Consider the following 17710-nt stretch of genomic DNA (forward strand, 5'->3'; position numbering starts at 1 on the left):
CTCCTTTTTACCTAATCAAATAATCCAGCCACATAAGGGCTGGTTTGATTTTAACAAGAAAATCTCTTTTTTGAACATTAAGGAGCTGTAAAAGATAATCCTTATCCTTTAAAATTTTTTCGCTCCGACCAAAAAGATAGGCAAGAGCGCTATAGGGTTTTAAACTGAATCTCCCCTCTTTATCTAATTTTTCAGCCAAAGTGGAAATTTCCATCAACTTGTAAATAAATCTTCTCGGAAGTTCTCTCCCCTCAATCTTCTTAGGAGTTAAACTTGCCTCGAGGTTTTCCTTTACGGAAGTAATTTTTACTGTTTTACCATCAATTGTTACTTCTTTAAGTTCGAGCTCGGGCACAAAATAAAAATCTTCAACGAGTTTTTTCACAAAGTCCTCAGCGATTTCCCTCCATTCACTCCATTTCATCGTTCTCCCCCAAATAGTGAGGGAATTCTTATTGGTAATTGACTTGGACCTTTTCTCCTCCTCATCCGCATTCTCAGCCAGAACTTGAACAGGGAACTTCACATGATTAATTGAAATCCCTGCGGAAAGGGTAACGGGAATTTCTTTCCCAACGAACTTCTCAAATATAGTCCTCACATCGAAGCTAAACTCCAGTACATCGTGCCAGGCACCAACGGCAAAAAGATCATCACCCCCTGCGTAAACCACCACCAATTCCCTTGGGTAGTTTCTCTCTGGATGAACTATTGAAAATTGGTTAACATTAATCGAGCCACTGGCAATTCGATTGATATAGTGTTTGAAAAAGAGATTCAAAAACCTCGATAGGTTACTCAACCGAGAAAGAGATACAAGTTCTTCCCGAATGCCTCGTGCAAAGAGATAGCCGAGGTAATCCACATCCATTTTTAAAGCGGCTATAAGTTCACTGCCTATGTAATTAAACTCAAGATCAGCTTGCTCTTCTGGCACTTCTTCTTTACTCGTATTCTGAGACTCTTCGTTCTCGGAAAGCTCCTCTTCTTTCTTAAATATCCTTGAAATGCCCGGATAGTTACCACAGTAAAGTGGTGTACCGTCAAGGAGATCGTTGGCTCCAGGATTTACAACCCAAAGAAATTCAGACTCCACCGGACTGTCAATTAGATAGAGCTTTTCACCACAAACTAATGGAAATTCAAGGTCAGGCTTAACATAGGTTTTTGGATTATAGGCAATGTACTTTACCCTGTGAACATATTTGCCAAGGTCCGTTAGGGCGTTACATACCTTACATCTTCTTGTTTTTTCAAACTCATCTCTGCTAATTTCTTCACCACAAACTTCGCACTCGTACAGACCTGAAGGTTCCTCATCTTGCGAGCCGAGATGCCCAGCTTCTTCATCTTCTTCACATTTTTTCAAGCTCGAAGTTTCATCAGGATTAAAAACTTTCTTCGGATCAAGGGTAGAGAACTTTTGTAATTTCTTCTCGTTTAATTTTTCATGAAGGCGGGTTATAAGCTCCGAAATACTGTGCTTTTCACGGCGAAGGAGAACTTCACCACTAAATTCCTCAAAGGCGTAATTTAGCCACAACCTACCCCTATGCTCATTCCACAACTTTTCATTAATCTCTTTTAGGAGTTTTTCAACTTTTCTCTTTGCTCCCTCGGTATTTTGGAAAAGAATCGTTAAGTTTCCACCACCGAGAAAGATGATATTGGAATCGAAAAGATCAAGTTCTTTTAGGATCTTTTTGGCGATAAAGTTAAGAAGCATTTCAATGAAGAAAGATCGGGCCCGAAGCATCTTTAAAGAACCCCTTGCGCCGACGGTGTAGATGAAAGACTGAATCCCTGAAATGTCTACAATGAGAAGGGCAAAACGGTTATCCTTCGAATCTAAGATTTTATCATCATCAACATCAACAATTTTTGATTTTCCAGTGGTTTCAATGAGGTAGTTGTATAAAGCCAGGGCAATAGCACAGGTGGTTTTGGAATGGTCGTACAATGAAATATCTGTAGAAACTTCCTCTTTGACTATTGTATGAGAAGGAACAAAGGAAAAGAACTCCTCCATTAAATTCAGCACCACATTGGGAAGATTTTGCGCCTTTGGATGGCCCTTTTTGAGAGCTTTTCTTAGGGCTTCAGTAAAACTATTCAATAAGCGCTGATAGTCCTCTTTAGAATTCGTAAGCACTTTTTCAGGAAAAACAGGTCCCTCACTCAACCTTTTTAGCGGGAAGAAGTAATTAGCATTAGAGCCTTCAAGGGTAGAGAAAATCGACTTTAACGGTGTGTACATTTCGTACTTAAATTCTTCCTCTTTATCGTACTCTCGCTCGCCTGCTGAATAGTTGTCCGCTATTGCTACGAGCTTTAAATCCTTTTCATAGCGGCTTCTAACATCGAGAGCATCCCTTTCTCCGCCCTTTGTAAAGTGGTGATACATTGCAAAGGAGGCAAGTTCCTTACCCAATTCTTTGAGGCCTTCTTTCTCACAGACTTCAATTAGATAATCATGGCCGAACTCCTGATGGGTTTTCTCCCTTGGGTTTTCGCTTGCCCTCTGCACAACTTTGCCAATATCGTGAAGTAAAGCACCCAAGGCAATCCTTACCCTCTCATTATCAAGATTTATTGTATTTTCCCCCATCCTTTTCTCCTTTTTGCTTTAACTATTTTTTATTAACGAGTTATTCCCCTCCTTTCTGACATTGCCTCTTTATACACCTCCCACATTCCGAACCCCTGGGAATTTTTTGCCCCCAGCCCAGCGTCGTAAGCCAGGGACAAATAGGGCTCAGGAAGGTTTAATTTAAAAAGCCCCATCCAGCCCTTTATTACAAACCCCTTATATTTAACAATCGCCATATTTTTCTCATCAACACGGTAGGGCCTGATATATGCACCATCGAGCTCGGGGTATTTTCCTTCCCCATAAAAAGCCATTACTTTCTTTTTCAAATTATCGAGCACAAGCTTTTCAAAATCGGCTTCCTGAGGGTTATAGTAATAGGTCTTCTTCTTACCATCTTTAACAAAAGTGGAATAGACAACGATTGGAGACAACATCTTAATTAGAATAGGTGATTGGGGAGGTTTAATAGGCAAAATTTCCGCTCTGGTCAGAAATACATCCTGGTCATTAAGTTCAATTTCCTCTTTTTTCAACAACATTTTTATAAAGTTTTCAAGCAGTTCATCATAAGGAGTGCTAAAATAAAATCTAACGGGACCATAAAAAACAAGATGGTGTGCTCTAATTTTGGAGTATCCGAACAATCGTGAAAAAGTAAACATTTTAAAAGTCCTTTTCCCAAAGGCGAATCCGTGATCGTGAAGCCACGAAGAAAGGTTTTGCTCTAAATTGGAATAAATGAAACTCTGGATAACGGAGTTGTAATGAATGGGAATCACAAAGGGAGAAACTCGCGGTGTAAACTCAAATAACACCCGCATTAAAAAAATTATACACCTTTTGAAAACCAAGTGCAAAAATTCGGCGTTCCCTGATATTGCTTTCCTTGAAATAATAAGCCTTTTGCAAGAGTCTTAAAAGTTGCAATCGGAGTGTTTCTAAGTGCAATTCGTTCAGACGAAAGGTTTGCAAACTTAGAATTAAAAAACTGCTATTTTAAAGAGTGGTAAAAGCTTAAAAAATTTCAACTTTTTATCCTTCTTCTCTTATAATCTTCCCACCATGCCAAATGTGAAAAGGATTTTTACCGTTGGGCATAGTAATAGGGGGATGGGGGAGTTTATTGAGATTTTGAAAGGGGCAGGGGTGGAGGTTGTTGTTGATGTGAGACGATTCCCGAAGAGTAAATTTGAACATTTTAACAGGGAAAATCTGGAAAATGGTTTAAAACTTGCTGGAATTGGCTATTACTATTTGGGTGATAAGCTGGGTGGTTTCAGGAAGGGCGGCTATGAAAATTACACTAAGACTAAAGAGTTTAATGAAGGAATTGAGGAGCTGGTTAAGATTGCCGAGGAAAGACTAACAGCCATTATGTGTGCAGAGAGGCTGGTTTTCCGTTGTCACAGGAGGTTCATTGCGAAGAGGCTGGAGGAGATAGGCTTTAAGGTGATTCACCTCTAAATTTTAATAAACTACAAATTTCCCCGATTTGCCTCCTAAACGGTAAAAATAAACTCCAGGACCAAGAGTCAAAAACAGCTCACCTTTGAGTTTCCCTATTTCAAAAACTTTCCTGCCCTGAGCATCAAAAACCTTTAGATTTGAAGATTCTAAACCTACAAAAAATCTTACGCCTTTTCTACCACTTATAACCTTTACTTTATCCTCTGCCGCTTCTCTGATGCCTGACCAATTCAGTGAAGTAAGCTTTACTTCGGGTCTTGAGCCAAGGACTTCCTTGGTCCCGTCATCCTGAAGGAAAAGGATAAAGGCAACTTTGTCCTCAGAATCCTCGCTACCAACCGAAAATTCAATGATTAAGCTAATAGCATCATAGGAAGGTACTTTAACAAAAATCCCTTTGGCATCGGGAAACATTTTACGCACAAAGTAGAATAGATGGTCCATATCCTGCCACTGATAACTGGAATCCATGAGGACCTCAGCGGTCCTGAGGTAACCAGAGAGGGTATCGCCAGAAGGATTTTGAATTGTAACAATTAATTCCCCCCTTCTTGAGTTTGGATCATAGGTTCCTGAGACCTCGAAATCAACGGGTTGGTCCACAACCTTTCTTACATCAAAAGTATCTTTATAAACCAAATACATTGAAGTTCCGGGGTTTGAACCGCCCTCAACCCTTTTTACCCCATCCAAAACCGCCACGGGAACTCCGTAAATGGCATAGTAAAGGGCTCTCTGGTAAGATTCTGGCACGCGGAAGGGGTCCGTAGCCCCAGGATAATAAACAAGGACCGAAACGGTGTCACTGTGATAATTTTTGAGTTCCTCAACGCCCCTCACCGCGCTGGCACAATATTGACAGGTGGTTGAGGCAAAAACTTCCACCATTACTGTCCTTTGCCTGGCAAAAAGTAGTCCAATCAAAAAGAGAAAAGCGAAAATTCTCCTCATATTTTCATTCCTTAACCCCCGAAATTACTACAAAGGCGCCTTCGCCAAAGCCTTCCTTGGGCTCCTCCACCCTTCGGCTGCTCTCTAGGCTAAAGATGGTCTGATAGATTTCAAAATTGGAGAAATCCTCCTCTTTCATCAATTCAACAATTTCCTCCGCTGCGAAAAAATTTGCATATTTATAAAATTTGTGTCCCATCTTCTTCTTTTCTTCGTAAATCTTTCCAAGAAAAGAGTTTTTATCGATAAAGCCGATGATCAACCTTCCGCCCCTTTTTAAAACCCTCTTGGACTCCGAGAGCACCGCCTTGGGGTCTTTTACAAAACATATGGTTATCACATTGATAACAAAATCAAAAACATCATTAACGAAAGGAAGTTGCTCGCCTACTCCCGCTACTACTTTTATCCCCCTTTCCTTTGCAAACCGCAACATGTTTATGGCAGGGTCAACACCGAATTCAACCCCCAACTCCTTGGCAAATCTACCCGTCCCAACTCCCACTTCAAGTCCAACTCCATCGGGAATAACCTTTTTCAAGGCCTTCAATTCCGATTGAAAGAGATGGGGATTTTTATCGTACCACCGGTCATAATCCTCGGCAAAAAGTTCAAAGGCTTCTAATTTCATGAAAAAATTATGCTGTAGAATCCTCGGATTTTTCAATCGCAAAAATACATTTTCCTTCCATTGAACAAACGCCCAAGCCATTGTAAAATTTAAGCATGGGAAAGTTCACATATATTAGTGACTTAAAAAAGCATATCGGCGAAGAAGCGGAGATCCGGGGATGGATATACAACAAACGTTCCTCGGGTAAGGTTAGATTTGTCATAGTGAGAGACGGTAGTGGATTTCTCCAGTGCGTAATGGTTAAAGGGCAGATCGATGATAAATATTTTGATCTCTTTGATGAACTTACCCTTGAGACCTCAGCCATCGTCCGCGGAAAGGTAAGGGAAGATGAAAGGGCACCAGGCGGAGTGGAACTGGACCTCAATTATATTGAAATTGTTGGAAAGTCTGAAAATTTCCCCATTCCAAAGGTTAGAGAGGATAACATACCCGATCCCGGCGTTCTGCTCCCCTTAAGGCACCTCTGGCTCAGAACGAGAAGGCAGTGGGCCATAATGAGAATAAGGCACACGATAGAAAAGGCAATTCACGACTACTTCGATAACCTCGGATTCATAAGGATAGACTCACCCATCCTTACACCTGCCGCCTGCGAGGGCACCACAACCTTATTTGAAACCGACTATTTCGGTGAAAAGGCTTACCTTTCCCAGTCGGGTCAGCTCTACCAGGAAGCGGCCTGCATGGCCCATGGTAAAACCTACTGCTTCGGTCCAACCTTCAGGGCAGAAAAATCCAAAACCAGAAGACACCTTATGGAGTTCTGGATGGTGGAACCCGAGATCGCCTATGCAGAGCTCCCCGATGTTATGGAAAACGCCGAGGGATTAATTGTTTACATCGTTGAAAGGGTATTGGAAACAAGACAAGAAGAACTAAAGATACTGGAAAGGGATATTTCCAAGCTTGAAAGGATTAAAAAGCCTTTCCCGAGAATTAGCTATACTGAGGCCATCGAACTCTTGCAGAAGAAGGGATTTAATATAAAGTGGGGAGACGATTTTGGTGGGGACGAGGAAACTGCCATTTCTGAAGAGTTTGACAAACCCGTTATCGTACACAGGTATCCGGCCAAGATAAAGGCCTTCTATATGAAACGGGATCCTGAAAACCCTGAATTGGCTTTGGCAATGGATATCCTCGCACCGGAAGGCTACGGTGAAATTGTTGGTGGCTCTCAGAGGGAAGATGATCTCCAAACCCTGATTCAAAGGATTAAAGAGTTCAACCTGCCACAGGAAGCCTTTGAGTGGTATTTAGACCTGAGAAGGTACGGAAGCGTTCCCCACGGTGGTTATGGATTGGGCCTTGAGAGGACAGTAGCCTGGATCTGCGGATTGAGACACGTTCGCGAAACGATCCCCTTCCCCAGGATGTTGGAAAAGATCTATCCATGAGTATCGCTTACTTATCCCTCGGTTCCAACTTGGGGGATCGGTGGAAAAACTTAGAAAGGGCAATAAAAGAGTTATCGAGTCTCGGCAAGGTTCTTAAAGTATCCCAATTTTACGAGACTAAGCCTTATGGCTATTTTGATCAGCCCGACTTTTTAAACGCCGCCCTCCTTTTAGAGACGCATCTGAAACCGGAAACTCTCCTTCATAGGATCAAAGAGATTGAAAAGGACATGGGCCGTGAAGATAATGGAAGATGGAGAGAGAGGATCATCGACATCGACATAATCTTTTACGACGACCTTGTAATAGACACTCCACACCTTAAAATTCCCCACCCTGAAACGCCATATCGAGAATTTGTCCTAAAACCTTTAAAGGAAATTGCACCTACAATGATCCATCCTGTTTTAAGAAAAACCATTGAAGAACTTTTAAAAGAGCTTCCTACAATCCCATATGTGGACTTCGTCACAGCACCCCCAGGGAATTTTTACCTTTCGGCCCTCGGCGAAAAAATTTACGAAACATCCTTTAAGGAACTGAAGGGCAGAAGGGAGGCTAATCCCCTCCTTTTAAAACTGAAAGAGGCCCTAAACCGTTATTTTAGGGGTGAAAGGGAAGATTTTTCAGAGTTCCCGTTAGACCTTGAGAGGCTAACACCCTTTCAAAAAAAAGTATATAATTTTTTAAGAGAAAAAATCACCTACGGAAAAACCATAACTTATGGGGAACTGGCAGAAAGGGTGGGAGTTAAGGGTGGGGCAAGGGCTATTGGCAATGCCATGGCCAAGAACCCATTTCCCATAATCATTCCCTGTCACAGGGTACTAAAAAGTGGAAACAAAATAGGAGGTTTTGGCGGTGGAGAGGAATGGAAGAAGTACCTACTACGCCTTGAAGGCGCTCTTCTTTAGTCTTTTGGTTTTGGGTTTGGCCTGTGCACCAAAGGCAACGAAGAGGACCTTAATAAAAGTTTCTATAAGGCCCATATCCTGTGAACTGGCCAACATCGAACTCAAAAAGATCGACTTTCTCTATCAGCTTTCCGTTATCAATAAAGGTCCCCAGGATATTGAGATAGAGAAAATGACCTACGAATTTTACATTAATGATGAAAAGGTTTCCGAAGGTGACTATATAAGCGGAATAACGAAGGTGCGGGCAAAGAGTACCCGAAATCTACAAAAGTTCATCCCCGTCCCTGAAGAGGCGCAATCTGAAAAGGTCAAAAAGGCCATAAGGGAAAGAAAGGGAATCTACACCTTAAAAATCAAGGCGATTATCAAAACCGCATGGGGCGAAGCCCTCGAAATGGATGAAACACTGAAAATGAGGATCAAGTAAAAATCACTGAAAGACAAGCTCTTCATAGGAAACTCAAGGAGGCAAAATTTTTTAAAAAGCCCTCTTAAAATTGTCAGTTTACCTTTTCAATTCAATTAAATTTTGCAAACCTCGGCGTTGAAAATCACTGTATAGCTCTTAACACCTTATATGTAAGAGGGCTACGGTTGTTCTAACTGTAATTTTCATCGGCAATTAGGTGCAACTCTTCGCCTATTTTGTAATCAGGGCCTAAAATAAGCCCAATGTCCTGAATTAGACATGCGTTTTGTTAATTAAACTTTTTGAAAGCAAAATCAAAAACGCAAAGATTTAGACTTTATCCCTTGACAATATACCGATGCTAATACCCTGTGATAACATGTCGGTTTTTACCAAATAATTTCTGTAAAACCGTACGATTTTACCGAATAGAATCTGCAAATTCCGACAGGTTTATAGGCCTTTTCCTGATAATCTTTTCCATCCTCGCTTGCCCTTCTCCTTTACAGTTTTCCACAAGCAATTTTTACCTCTTGCCATTTTAAGAAATCAAATAGTTCTGGAGCTTCCCACGGTGCCAACTTCAAAGTCCCACCAATAGGGAAAGACTAACAGTTTAAAAGACGTTTGCTTTTAAGGTTATTTTAACACTTTCTGCAACAACCCTCTTACCTTGACCCCTTAACCACCGTAGCCACTCATCCCCCCATCCTTCTCATTTCATTGGGGGCGCCTTTATATAAGTTATGGCCTAAGGGCTTATTATAAATGGCCTTTCTTATTGTCTCCTTAAGGGTCTCTTCATCTCCCTTTCTCAAAATCGCCTTTAAATCGTAACTCAGACTGGAGGCCATACAGGGCAAGAGCTTGCCATCGGCGGTAATCCTTATCCGGTTGCAAAAGTCGCAGAATTTATGAGACATTGCCGCAATAAGGCCAACGATAAGTTCTTTACCACCAAGGTTCAATTTTACATACCTTGCAGGGCCATCTCCAAGCCTCTTTTCCACCTGCTCCAATGGTCCCAATTTCTTTAATCTCTCCATAAGTTCGAGCTCAGGCACATAGTACTTTTCCCAATCGCTTCCAAAGGGCATAAGCTCAATAAACCTCAAGGGGATATCCATATCAGAGGCGAAATTCACAAGCTCCTCTACTTCATCGATATTCAAACGGGTGTAAACGGTGTTCATCTTTACCTGAATTCCCACATCTTTTAATGCCTTTATGCCTTCGACGACCATTGGAAGCTTAAGAAGCCCCGTTATTCTAGCAAAGGCCTCTTCCCTTAAGCTATCGAGGCTTACATTCACGCTATCAACCTTTGCCTCTCTAAGATCTTCGATATACCTTGTTAAAAGGGTCCCGTTGGTAGTTAGAGTGAGCCTTTCAACACCCGGGATCTTTTTAATTTCTCTAAGAAACTCCCCCACTCCCCTTCTAACTAAAGGTTCTCCACCGGTGATGCGCACCTTTTTAATACCAAATTCGGTAAGCAGGGAGATAAGTTTTAAAATTTCTTCGTAGGTGAGAATATCAGAATGCTTAAGGGGAACGAAGTTTTTGAAATTCGTGCAGTAAAAACATTTGAGGTTACACCTATCGGTGATGGAAATTCTCACGTATTCGATCTCTCGACCGTATCTATCCTTCAAGTTTTGGCACCTCCGAGTAAATAAGGGTATAACCACCAAGTTCCTCTATTTTTTGGGAAAACTCTTCACTTAGAATCGCCTCACTAAGAAGTTTGAAACGCCCGTCCTCCAGGAAATCCTTAGTAAAAAGAAGGTCATATTCCTCTTTGGCAACGGGGATGAAGGAAAGGTTTAAAAGTTTCGCTATAGGCTTTATAGCAACTCCTGCATCGGCAATCCCCATCTTGACGTAGTAGCCAACCTCTAAGTGGTTCAGAACATCGTTTCCATAACCCTTTATTTCAGAGGGAGTTTTACCTTCTGTATGGAGCAGATAATCGGTCAAGATTCTCGTTCCCGATCCCCTTTGCCGGGTTACAAAGGTTAGGCCCAATTCCTTAATATCCTTAAAACTCTTGATTTTTCTCTCCAATTCCCCTCTTACCAAGAATCCCTGCTCCCTTTTTAAGAAGGGTAATAAAACGAAGTTTCTGAGACCGAGTTTCTTAGCAAAACTGACATTGTAGGTTCCATCCTTTTCATTCAAAAGATGAACTCCAGAGAAATGGGCTGAGCCCTTCTTAATTGCATTCATCCCACCGAGACTCCCCACATTTACCACATTTAGAGGTATCCTCCACTCTCTCCAGAGAATTTCTTTTAAGATGTCAACGGAAAGATCATGGCTTCCCACAAAAAGGATACTCCTATCCACCAATTCCTTCCTTAGAGCTAAATGGACCTCCTTCTCAGTGCCTTCCTCAAGGCCCTCAAGCCCTTTTTCCACCACAACATAACCGCTTCGGCGAAGGAAAGGGGAAAGGGGACCAGAACCTTGCTTAATTGGATAAAAATAATAATTACTCCCCACTTTTGAGAGAACCACATTAAAAAGGTGGTCTTCACCCTCACTGGCGGAGATCTTTCTCCCCGCCCTGGCGGAAAGGGTACCGGAACCTTCGATGTGCCCAAGGAAATCCTTTAAAACGGGCAAAACCACATACTCATAGGAGAAAAGGGCTGCACCAGGGTATCCGGGAACTCCAAAGATAGGCGTATTGTTTAGAATACCGAAAACAAAGGGTTTACCGGGTCTTAAATTGAGACCGTGGATGAGAAGCTCACCTTTTTCCTTCAGGATTTGAGCGGTAAAGTCATACTCTCCCGCCGAGGTTCCACCGCACACAAAAACCATATGGTATTTTTTGGAAGCCTCTTCGAAAACTTCTCTCAATTTTTCAGGCTCGTCGGGCACAATGGAATGCACTTCCACCTCAAGACCAATCTTTCTTAAAATTTCAGCAAAAACAAAGGAGTTGGTTTCATAAACCTTGCCCCTTTGAAATTCCGAACCCGCGGGCAAAAGTTCATTCCCCGTGGGAATAAAAACCGCTTTAACAGGTTTTAAGACCTCCACCTTTTCAATACCCGACTGGACACATAGAGCAATAGCTTTACCGTCAACAATGCGCCAGTTCTCAAGGATGAGGTCAAAGGGCAATACATCCTCCCCCGGAATTCTCACATTCTGATACCTCTGGTGAGGTGTTCTGATGACAATGGAAGAACCCTCTTCCCAGTAATCCTCTCTCCGGACAACACAATCAAACCCTTCCGGGACCACATTACCCGTATTGATGGGAACATAATCGCCTTTTTTCAACACAACGGGATTTGAAGGTGAGGCACCGGCGGTTAATTCTGCCCTTGTTGCAATCCCGTCCATGGCGGAAAGGTATTCTCTCGGAACAGGAAGGTTCGCCCTCACGCTTTTAGTTAGAACTCGTCCATAAGCATCAACTATGGAAGCTACCTCAACGCCAATTCTATCTGGAGTCAGCAATCTTTTTAAAGTCTCAAAGATGATGCGCTTAGCATCCTCAGGCTCGGTTCTTTCGAGAAAATACTTTTTCATAATGGATAAAACTCCACCTGGGATCCCTTATGAACCCCTTCTAAGTTTTCTGGAATCCTCACAAGGCCATCCGACTTTACCAAACTGGAGAGTATGCCAGACTCAGAGAAAAGGGGATAGAGAAAATCGCCATCCCTTTTCACCCTTATCCACTCCTCTCGTCCCGCCTTCGACGGCATATCCTGCCCCGCAATCAGATAGCCAGAGGGCCTGGGAAAGAAATCTTTGCTTCCCTGGAGGTACTTTAAAAAGGGTATTACGAAGAGGTAAGTGGAAACGAAGGAAGAAACGGGATGACCCGGAAGGCCCATGATGGGTTTCTCTTTAACCCTTGCAAAGATAGTGGGCTTACCCGGGCTTATGTAAACGCCGTGGTAAAGAATTTCCGAACCCTCAAATTCCTCAATTGCACCCACTGCAAAGTCCCCACTACCTTTGGAACTTCCACCAGAAATTAGAATCAAATCAAACTCCGCCATATTCTTTCTCAAGGCCTCGTACAGTTCCTTTCTATTGTCCCTTATGATAGGGTGCCTTTTTACAACTTCGCAATATTCCCTGATCAGGGAAGAGACCGTTATGGAATTGGTCTCCCTGATTTTACCGTCCCTCGGTTCCTGCCAGGGTTCGACCAGTTCGTTACCTGTTGGTATCAAAAGGACCCTCGGTTTCCGAATCACCTTAACCTCAAGAATTCCAAGGGTCTGCAAAAGGCCAATTTCCTGAGCCCTGAGTTTTTTACCCCTTTCAACTACAATCTCCCTTGCCCTTACATCATCCCCCACCTGAAGGACATTTTCCCCCACTGCCACAGGCCTGTAAATCTCCACAAATTCTCCAGTTAGGGAAGCATTCTCTAACATCACCACCGCATCGGCACCTTCTGGAAGCCACCCACCAGTCCAGATTTTAACAGCAGTCCCGGGCTCAAGGGAAATCCCGGGCCTACTGGCCATTGGCACCTCACCTTTAATTTTAAGTAAAACTGGATTTTCTGAAGAAGCACCAACCGTATCCTGCGCCCTCACCGCGTAGCCGTCAACGGTACTCCTTGGAAAGTAAGGAACGTCTTCAGGGGCAATAATATCCTCAGCCGCAAAATATCCAGGTGCATCAAAAAGGGGAACCTGCTCAGACCTCAGAGATTTAAAAAGGGGAAAATACTCTTTGTAAATCTCTTCCCTTTTCGCGAGCCTCAGAAATTCCATGGGAAAATTTTAAAGTTTTTGAAAAGTTCTAAAAAATACCGTGAATCTTTGCTCCGCAATACTCGCAGACTCCACCCTTAGCGTGGTTCTCCAGTACCCAGAAGCCTTCCCTCCTTATTACTACCCTCTTGCAATTGGGACAATAGGTATCATTCCCTTCATCGCTGGGTATGTTTCCGGGATAAACGTACAAAAGGCCCTCCTCAAGACCGATTTCTCTCGCCCTCAAAACCTTTTTAACGGGTGTAGGAGGAATGTGGGACATCTTATAGTGGGGATAAAAACGGGAAACGTGCCAGGGAACATACTCCGCCAGTTCGTTCTTTATAAATCTTGCAATATCACGAAGCTCCTCTTCACTATCATTAAAACCCGGAATGATAAGGGTCGTGAGCTCGATCCATATTCCGAGTTTAAAGTAGAGCTTTATGCTCTCCAGCACCTGGTCCAGTCGAGCACCTACCACCTTCGCATAAAAATCCTTTCTAAAACTCTTGAGATCGATATTTGCGGCATCAAGGTAAGGGGCTATTTCCCTAAGAGGGGCTTCCTCGATGTAGCCATTGGTAACAAAATTGTTTCTTATGCCCTTACTCTTAGCAAGGACTGCAATTTCGTAAGCATACTCGTAAAAGATCGTCGGTTCGGTATAGGTATAGGAAATGGACTCACACCTGTATCTCTCAGCCAATGCAACCACCGTTTCACGTGGAACGTGTTCGCCAAAGATTTCGCCTTCCTTTGGGGCCTGGGAAATGTCATAATTCTGGCAGAACTTACAGCTAAAATTACAACCCACCGTGGCGATGGAGAGCGCCCGGGAACCGGGTAAAAAGTGATAGAGGGGTTTCTTTTCGATAGGATCAACATGAATGGCGACGGGATACTCATAAACTAAGGTATAGAGGGTGCCCCTTTCGTTTTTTCTGACACCACAGATCCCAAATTTTCCCTCATTTATAATGCAGTTGTGTTTGCAGAGATGGCACTGAACCCTGTTATTTTCCAGCTTATCATAAAATCGAGCCTCTTTCATCATGGAATTATTATATTCCAATCAGTCAAAAATGTGAAGGGCGGTGGCTTTAAAAATCACATAAACTTCCTTACCCGGTGCAAGCTGAAGCTCATCCTTGGAGGCATCCGTCACATAGGCAGAAATCTTAAGGTTTCCTGTCTCAAGCTTTACCTCATTTACCTTGCTCCCTGCAACAACGTCCAATACCTTCGCTTTGAAGTGATTTCTGGCACTGGAGCGGGGTGGTTCAGTCTCACTCAAAATTACATCTTGAGGCCTCAGCATCACCACGAAACTCTCTTTATCAACCCTTTGAGGTAGAAAAATTTCAACACCGTTAGAAAAATATCTTTCGCCCCTCTTCTCCACCGGGATGAAATTCGCCTTTCCCAGAAAGCTGGCCACGAAATCGTCAGGAGGGCTCTTTATAAGGTCGTACGGTTTCGAAAGGCTTTTAAGTTTTCCCCTTTCAAGAATTCCTATGCGATCGGAATAATAAATGGCCTCCTCAAGGTCATGGGTGACAAGGATAATGGGAAGGAGGAAAATTTCCCTTATTTCTCTGATCAATTCCCTCAAGTCTTCTTTGTTTTTGGGATCTAAAAAGTTGAAGGGTTCATCCATCAAAAGGAGAAGGGGCCTCGTGGCAATGGCCCTTATTATAGAAATCCTCTGTTTCTGGCCCGCTGAAAGCTGGTGAGGGTATCGATCAAGGAGGTCCGAAATTTTAAGTCTTTCAGCCAGGTTGTTGATGAACATTTCACAGGCCCTTAAGCCAAAGAGTAGATTTTTCTTCACTGTAAGATGAGGGAAAAGGTAAGGGGATTGATAGACAATGGCGATGTTCCTTTCCCAGGGAGGAAGGTGGGTAATGTCGTTTCCGTAAAGATAAATCTTTCCCGACTGAACCTTTAAAAATCCCATAATGGCTTCGAGAAAGGTGGTCTTCCCACTGCCTGAAGGACCAAGAATACTTATCATCTCATGGGTTTCCATCTCAAATTCCGGAATTTCCAGGAGAAAATCTCCCTTTCTAACCTTCAAATCCTCTATTTTCAACATATCTTCCCCAGAATACTCTCAAAATCAAAAACACCATACCCGTTATTAAAAAGAGAAAAACCGCATAGGGCAGAGTTGCCTTAATACCCATGCTCTCAAGCCTTTCATAGACAAAAACGGTGGAAGACATCGGAAAATAAGCCACTACCATTACCGCACCAAATTCGGATACCGCTCGTCCCCAGGAAAGGAGAAGCCCCTTAAGGAGATGCCCCTTCGTCATAGGAAGAAGGACATGGAAGAAGGTATAAAACTTTCCCCTTCCGAGGGAATAGGAAATCTTTTCATACTCCTGAGGCAACTGCCTAAGCCCCTCCTTTAAGTTTCCTATGAAATAGGGAGCGCTAACGAAGGCCATGGCAATTACAATACCCGTTAAGGTCCCGTAAACCTCAAGGCCAAGTAGATTCAAAAATTTACCCATAAAGGATGTCCTTCCGAAGAAACTCAATATGGCAATTCCTGCGACGGAGTGGGGGATCGCGACGGGAAGTTCAAGGAGGTTCTCAACAACCCCCTTAAGAGGTGTGCTTTTTCTCGATAGGACATAGGCAAGGGGCGTGCCCAAGAGGAGAATCAAAAGGGTTGCAAGGGTAGCAGAAAGGAAAGAAACCCATACCGCTTTCAAAAACTCCTGGTCTTTTAGAGCATTGACAAGGCTAACAGGACTTGTGGAGAAAAGGAGGTAAAGTCCAGGAAACACAAAAAGGATTATGCCAATTAAAGAGAGAAAACCGATAACGATATCAAAACCTTTTCTCACATTAAAATTTTAAGCCAAAAGGGGCGTTTAATTGGGGAATACGTAGGCCACTTGGAGAAGTGAAGGTTTCCCTTTTTCAGCCCTTAAAATTTTATAGTTCACGAAAGGGGGTAAGGTTATGAAGATGATCAACGTTTCAGAAAAACAGGAGACCCACAGGAGGGCAAGGGCAATCGCCAGACTTTTGGTAGAAAAAGAGACAGTTAAGCTCATCAAAGAAGGAAGAATCGAAAAGGGAGATCCCGTCGAGGCTTCTAAACTCGTTGGACTTTCTGGAACGAAGTTTACAGCCCAGGTCCTTCCCTTTTGCCACCCCATAAGGGTCACATCGGCAAAGGTGGAAACAAAGCTTTACGATGAGGGGATTATCGAAATCTACTCAGAAGTCGAGTGTATCGATAGAACGGGCGCAGAGATGGAGGCTCTAATGGCTTGCGGGATGGCAGCCCTCAACTTTTACGATATGCTGAAAAGGTACGATCGCTGGATAAAAATTACCGATTTGAGACTTTTAGAAAAGGAAGGGGGTAAATCGGGGCACGTAAAGCTTAATTATGAGTTCAAAGGAAAGGTGATCTTCCTTGGTAAGTCGGAAAAGAGGGGACTTAAGGATAAGGTCCAAAGCCTGAAGCTTGTTGAGAACTTTGGAGTTGAGGGCGACGTACATGCGGGTACGGAAAGGCAAGTATCCCTCTTTCCACTGGAAGCCTTAGCGAAAGTGCCTAAGGATAAGTTCACTTTCCCGCTGGACCAACTCACCGAGAATATTTCCACCCTCGGCATCCCCGAGTACCTTTTACTCCCTGGGAAACGCCTTCGCATTGGAGAAGCAGAATTGGAAATCCTTGAAATAGGAAAAGAAGAGTTCGTTGAGGAAGGAAAACCCTACGCCGTTTCTCGATGGGGTAGGTTCTGCAGGGTAATAAAGGGCGGGGTTGTGAATCTTTACGACGATGTCGAGGTCTTGATATAAAAATTTATGTAGTCTGACTACATAAATTTTTGAAAATTTTTGCACTTAAACTACAAAATTTTTGCAAATTTTATTTTCTTCACTTTTACGGAATGTACCCGAAAGTCCTCGACCTGCCCAAGGATGAAAAAATTTATTACCTTAATGAAATCGTCGGCTCCTACGTCCTCAAGGATATCCTTGCTTTCGAGAAAATCAAAAACAGCATGACCTTGCTAAACCTACTGAAACTTCTCGCATACCAACTGGGAAAAGAGGTTTCCCTGAGCGAACTGGCCCAAAAACTCCACATAAACGTTAAAACCGTTGCGAGATATTTGGACCTTCTGGAAAAGAGTTACATCATTTTCCAGCTCAAGCCCTTTAAAGGAAACCTGCGAAAGGCAATATCCGAAAAGTCCAAATATTATTTCTATGATGTGGGGATAAGAAATGCCATCATAGAGGATTTCCGGGAGATTGAAAAGAGAGACCCAAAGGAAGTGGGCGACCTCTTTGAAAACTTTTTCATATCTGAATACCTAAAGAAATGCAAATATACAAAGCCCATTGCCTCACTCTATTTTTACAGGGATTATGAGCAGAAGGAAGTCGATCTCATTGAAAGGGATAGCGAAGGTAACCTGAGGGGGTTTGAAATAAAATCAAAAGCAAAAGAGAAAGGGAAGCCACCAAAAGAGCTATTAGAAGCCTATCCTGAACTTCATCTCGAGGTTGTAGACATCAACAATTTTATCGAACTTGTTGCCGCTTAATGCTTTAAAAT

General features: G+C 42.9%; 16 protein-coding genes. 6 read left to right on the forward strand and 10 right to left on the reverse strand.

Annotated elements, in window-relative coordinates:
- Positions 1-7 precede the first annotated feature (7 nt).
- Complete coding sequence (cas10, locus tag ABIM45_06610; protein MEO0239574.1) at positions 8-2608, reverse strand: type III-A CRISPR-associated protein Cas10/Csm1; 2601 nt, start codon at positions 2606-2608, stop codon at positions 8-10.
- Positions 2609-2640: 32 nt separating this feature from the next.
- On the reverse strand, positions 2641-3414 hold the full coding sequence (gene cas6 / locus ABIM45_06615) for a CRISPR-associated endoribonuclease Cas6 (protein ID MEO0239575.1): 774 nt from the start codon (positions 3412-3414) through the stop codon (positions 2641-2643).
- 241 nt (positions 3415-3655) lie between these two features.
- Between cas6 and ABIM45_06620 the strand changes: the two genes are divergently transcribed.
- The gene (locus ABIM45_06620; protein ID MEO0239576.1) at positions 3656-4057 is read left to right on the forward strand and encodes a DUF488 domain-containing protein; all 402 of its coding nucleotides are present in this window, start codon (positions 3656-3658) and stop codon (positions 4055-4057) included.
- A 3-nt stretch (positions 4058-4060) separates the two neighbouring features.
- Here ABIM45_06620 and ABIM45_06625 read toward each other — a convergent pair whose 3' ends face one another.
- Both ABIM45_06625 and ABIM45_06630 read right to left on the reverse strand, forming a co-directional pair.
- Positions 4061-5011, reverse strand: a complete 951-nt coding sequence (locus ABIM45_06625) for a hypothetical protein (GenBank protein MEO0239577.1) — start codon at positions 5009-5011, stop codon at positions 4061-4063.
- A gap of 4 nt (positions 5012-5015) precedes the next feature.
- Positions 5016-5642 carry a class I SAM-dependent methyltransferase gene (locus ABIM45_06630; GenBank protein MEO0239578.1) on the reverse strand — a complete coding sequence of 209 codons (627 nt, stop codon included), beginning with the start codon at positions 5640-5642 and terminating at the stop codon, positions 5016-5018.
- 95 nt (positions 5643-5737) lie between these two features.
- Between ABIM45_06630 and asnS the strand changes: the two genes are divergently transcribed.
- Genes asnS through ABIM45_06645 form a run of 3 tightly spaced genes read left to right on the forward strand, consistent with a single transcriptional unit; the run spans position 5738 to position 8389 of the window.
- The gene (asnS, locus tag ABIM45_06635; protein ID MEO0239579.1) at positions 5738-7045 is read left to right on the forward strand and encodes an asparagine--tRNA ligase; all 1308 of its coding nucleotides are present in this window, start codon (positions 5738-5740) and stop codon (positions 7043-7045) included.
- Positions 7042-7959 (forward strand): 2-amino-4-hydroxy-6-hydroxymethyldihydropteridine diphosphokinase, encoded by a 918-nt coding sequence (folK, locus tag ABIM45_06640; protein MEO0239580.1) that lies wholly within the window; start codon positions 7042-7044, stop codon positions 7957-7959. The genes asnS and folK overlap by 4 nt, the downstream gene beginning before the upstream one ends.
- A complete protein-coding gene (locus tag ABIM45_06645) occupies positions 7907-8389 on the forward strand; it encodes a hypothetical protein (GenBank protein MEO0239581.1) in 483 nt (160 codons plus the stop codon). The genes folK and ABIM45_06645 overlap by 53 nt, the downstream gene beginning before the upstream one ends.
- A 680-nt stretch (positions 8390-9069) precedes the next feature.
- On the opposite strand, the gene moaA is transcribed toward ABIM45_06645, so the two are convergent.
- Genes moaA through ABIM45_06675 form a run of 6 tightly spaced genes read right to left on the reverse strand, consistent with a single transcriptional unit; the run spans position 9070 to position 15971 of the window.
- On the reverse strand, positions 9070-10026 hold the full coding sequence (gene moaA, locus ABIM45_06650; GenBank protein ID MEO0239582.1) for a GTP 3',8-cyclase MoaA: 957 nt from the start codon (positions 10024-10026) through the stop codon (positions 9070-9072).
- On the reverse strand, positions 10016-11920 hold the full coding sequence (locus tag ABIM45_06655; GenBank protein ID MEO0239583.1) for a molybdopterin biosynthesis protein: 1905 nt from the start codon (positions 11918-11920) through the stop codon (positions 10016-10018). Before ABIM45_06655 ends, moaA begins: the two co-directional genes overlap by 11 nt.
- Positions 11917-13128, reverse strand: coding sequence for a gephyrin-like molybdotransferase Glp (gene glp, locus ABIM45_06660; GenBank protein ID MEO0239584.1), 1212 nt, complete (start codon positions 13126-13128; stop codon positions 11917-11919). Before glp ends, ABIM45_06655 begins: the two co-directional genes overlap by 4 nt.
- Positions 13129-13156: 28 nt before the next feature.
- On the reverse strand, positions 13157-14164 hold the full coding sequence (amrS, locus tag ABIM45_06665) for an AmmeMemoRadiSam system radical SAM enzyme (GenBank protein ID MEO0239585.1): 1008 nt from the start codon (positions 14162-14164) through the stop codon (positions 13157-13159).
- Between the two features lie 21 nt (positions 14165-14185).
- Complete coding sequence (locus ABIM45_06670) at positions 14186-15208, reverse strand: ABC transporter ATP-binding protein (GenBank protein MEO0239586.1); 1023 nt, start codon at positions 15206-15208, stop codon at positions 14186-14188.
- Complete coding sequence (locus ABIM45_06675; GenBank protein ID MEO0239587.1) at positions 15180-15971, reverse strand: ABC transporter permease; 792 nt, start codon at positions 15969-15971, stop codon at positions 15180-15182. Before ABIM45_06675 ends, ABIM45_06670 begins: the two co-directional genes overlap by 29 nt.
- Before the next feature lie 118 nt (positions 15972-16089).
- Between ABIM45_06675 and ABIM45_06680 the strand changes: the two genes are divergently transcribed.
- Together ABIM45_06680 and ABIM45_06685 are read left to right on the forward strand one after the other, a co-directional pair.
- Positions 16090-16944 (forward strand): cyclic pyranopterin monophosphate synthase MoaC, encoded by an 855-nt coding sequence (locus ABIM45_06680; protein MEO0239588.1) that lies wholly within the window; start codon positions 16090-16092, stop codon positions 16942-16944.
- A gap of 92 nt (positions 16945-17036) precedes the next feature.
- On the forward strand, positions 17037-17699 hold the full coding sequence (locus tag ABIM45_06685; protein MEO0239589.1) for a DUF4143 domain-containing protein: 663 nt from the start codon (positions 17037-17039) through the stop codon (positions 17697-17699).
- Positions 17700-17710: the final 11 nt, after the last annotated feature.

The sequence above is a fragment of the candidate division WOR-3 bacterium genome, assembly GCA_039803545.1.
GTDB lineage: Bacteria > Hydrothermota > Hydrothermia > UBA1063 > UBA1063 > UBA1063.

Excerpts from the sequence above, each read along its gene's own strand:
- cas6 (MEO0239575.1), bottom strand. The coding sequence starts at position 3,414 with ATGCGGGTGTTATTTGAGTTTACACCGCGAGTTTCTCCCTTTGTGATT.
- ABIM45_06670 (MEO0239586.1), bottom strand. The coding sequence starts at position 15,208 with ATGTTGAAAATAGAGGATTTGAAGGTTAGAAAGGGAGATTTTCTCCTG.
- folK (MEO0239580.1), top strand. The coding sequence starts at position 7,042 with ATGAGTATCGCTTACTTATCCCTCGGTTCCAACTTGGGGGATCGGTGG.
- ABIM45_06620 (MEO0239576.1), top strand. The coding sequence starts at position 3,656 with ATGCCAAATGTGAAAAGGATTTTTACCGTTGGGCATAGTAATAGGGGG.
- amrS (MEO0239585.1), bottom strand. The coding sequence starts at position 14,164 with ATGAAAGAGGCTCGATTTTATGATAAGCTGGAAAATAACAGGGTTCAG.
- glp (MEO0239584.1), bottom strand. The coding sequence starts at position 13,128 with ATGGAATTTCTGAGGCTCGCGAAAAGGGAAGAGATTTACAAAGAGTAT.
- asnS (MEO0239579.1), top strand. The coding sequence starts at position 5,738 with ATGGGAAAGTTCACATATATTAGTGACTTAAAAAAGCATATCGGCGAA.
- ABIM45_06680 (MEO0239588.1), top strand. The coding sequence starts at position 16,090 with ATGAAGATGATCAACGTTTCAGAAAAACAGGAGACCCACAGGAGGGCA.
- ABIM45_06685 (MEO0239589.1), top strand. The coding sequence starts at position 17,037 with ATGTACCCGAAAGTCCTCGACCTGCCCAAGGATGAAAAAATTTATTAC.
- ABIM45_06625 (MEO0239577.1), bottom strand. The coding sequence starts at position 5,011 with ATGAGGAGAATTTTCGCTTTTCTCTTTTTGATTGGACTACTTTTTGCC.
- ABIM45_06630 (MEO0239578.1), bottom strand. The coding sequence starts at position 5,642 with ATGAAATTAGAAGCCTTTGAACTTTTTGCCGAGGATTATGACCGGTGG.
- cas10 (MEO0239574.1), bottom strand. The coding sequence starts at position 2,608 with ATGGGGGAAAATACAATAAATCTTGATAATGAGAGGGTAAGGATTGCC.
- ABIM45_06655 (MEO0239583.1), bottom strand. The coding sequence starts at position 11,920 with ATGAAAAAGTATTTTCTCGAAAGAACCGAGCCTGAGGATGCTAAGCGC.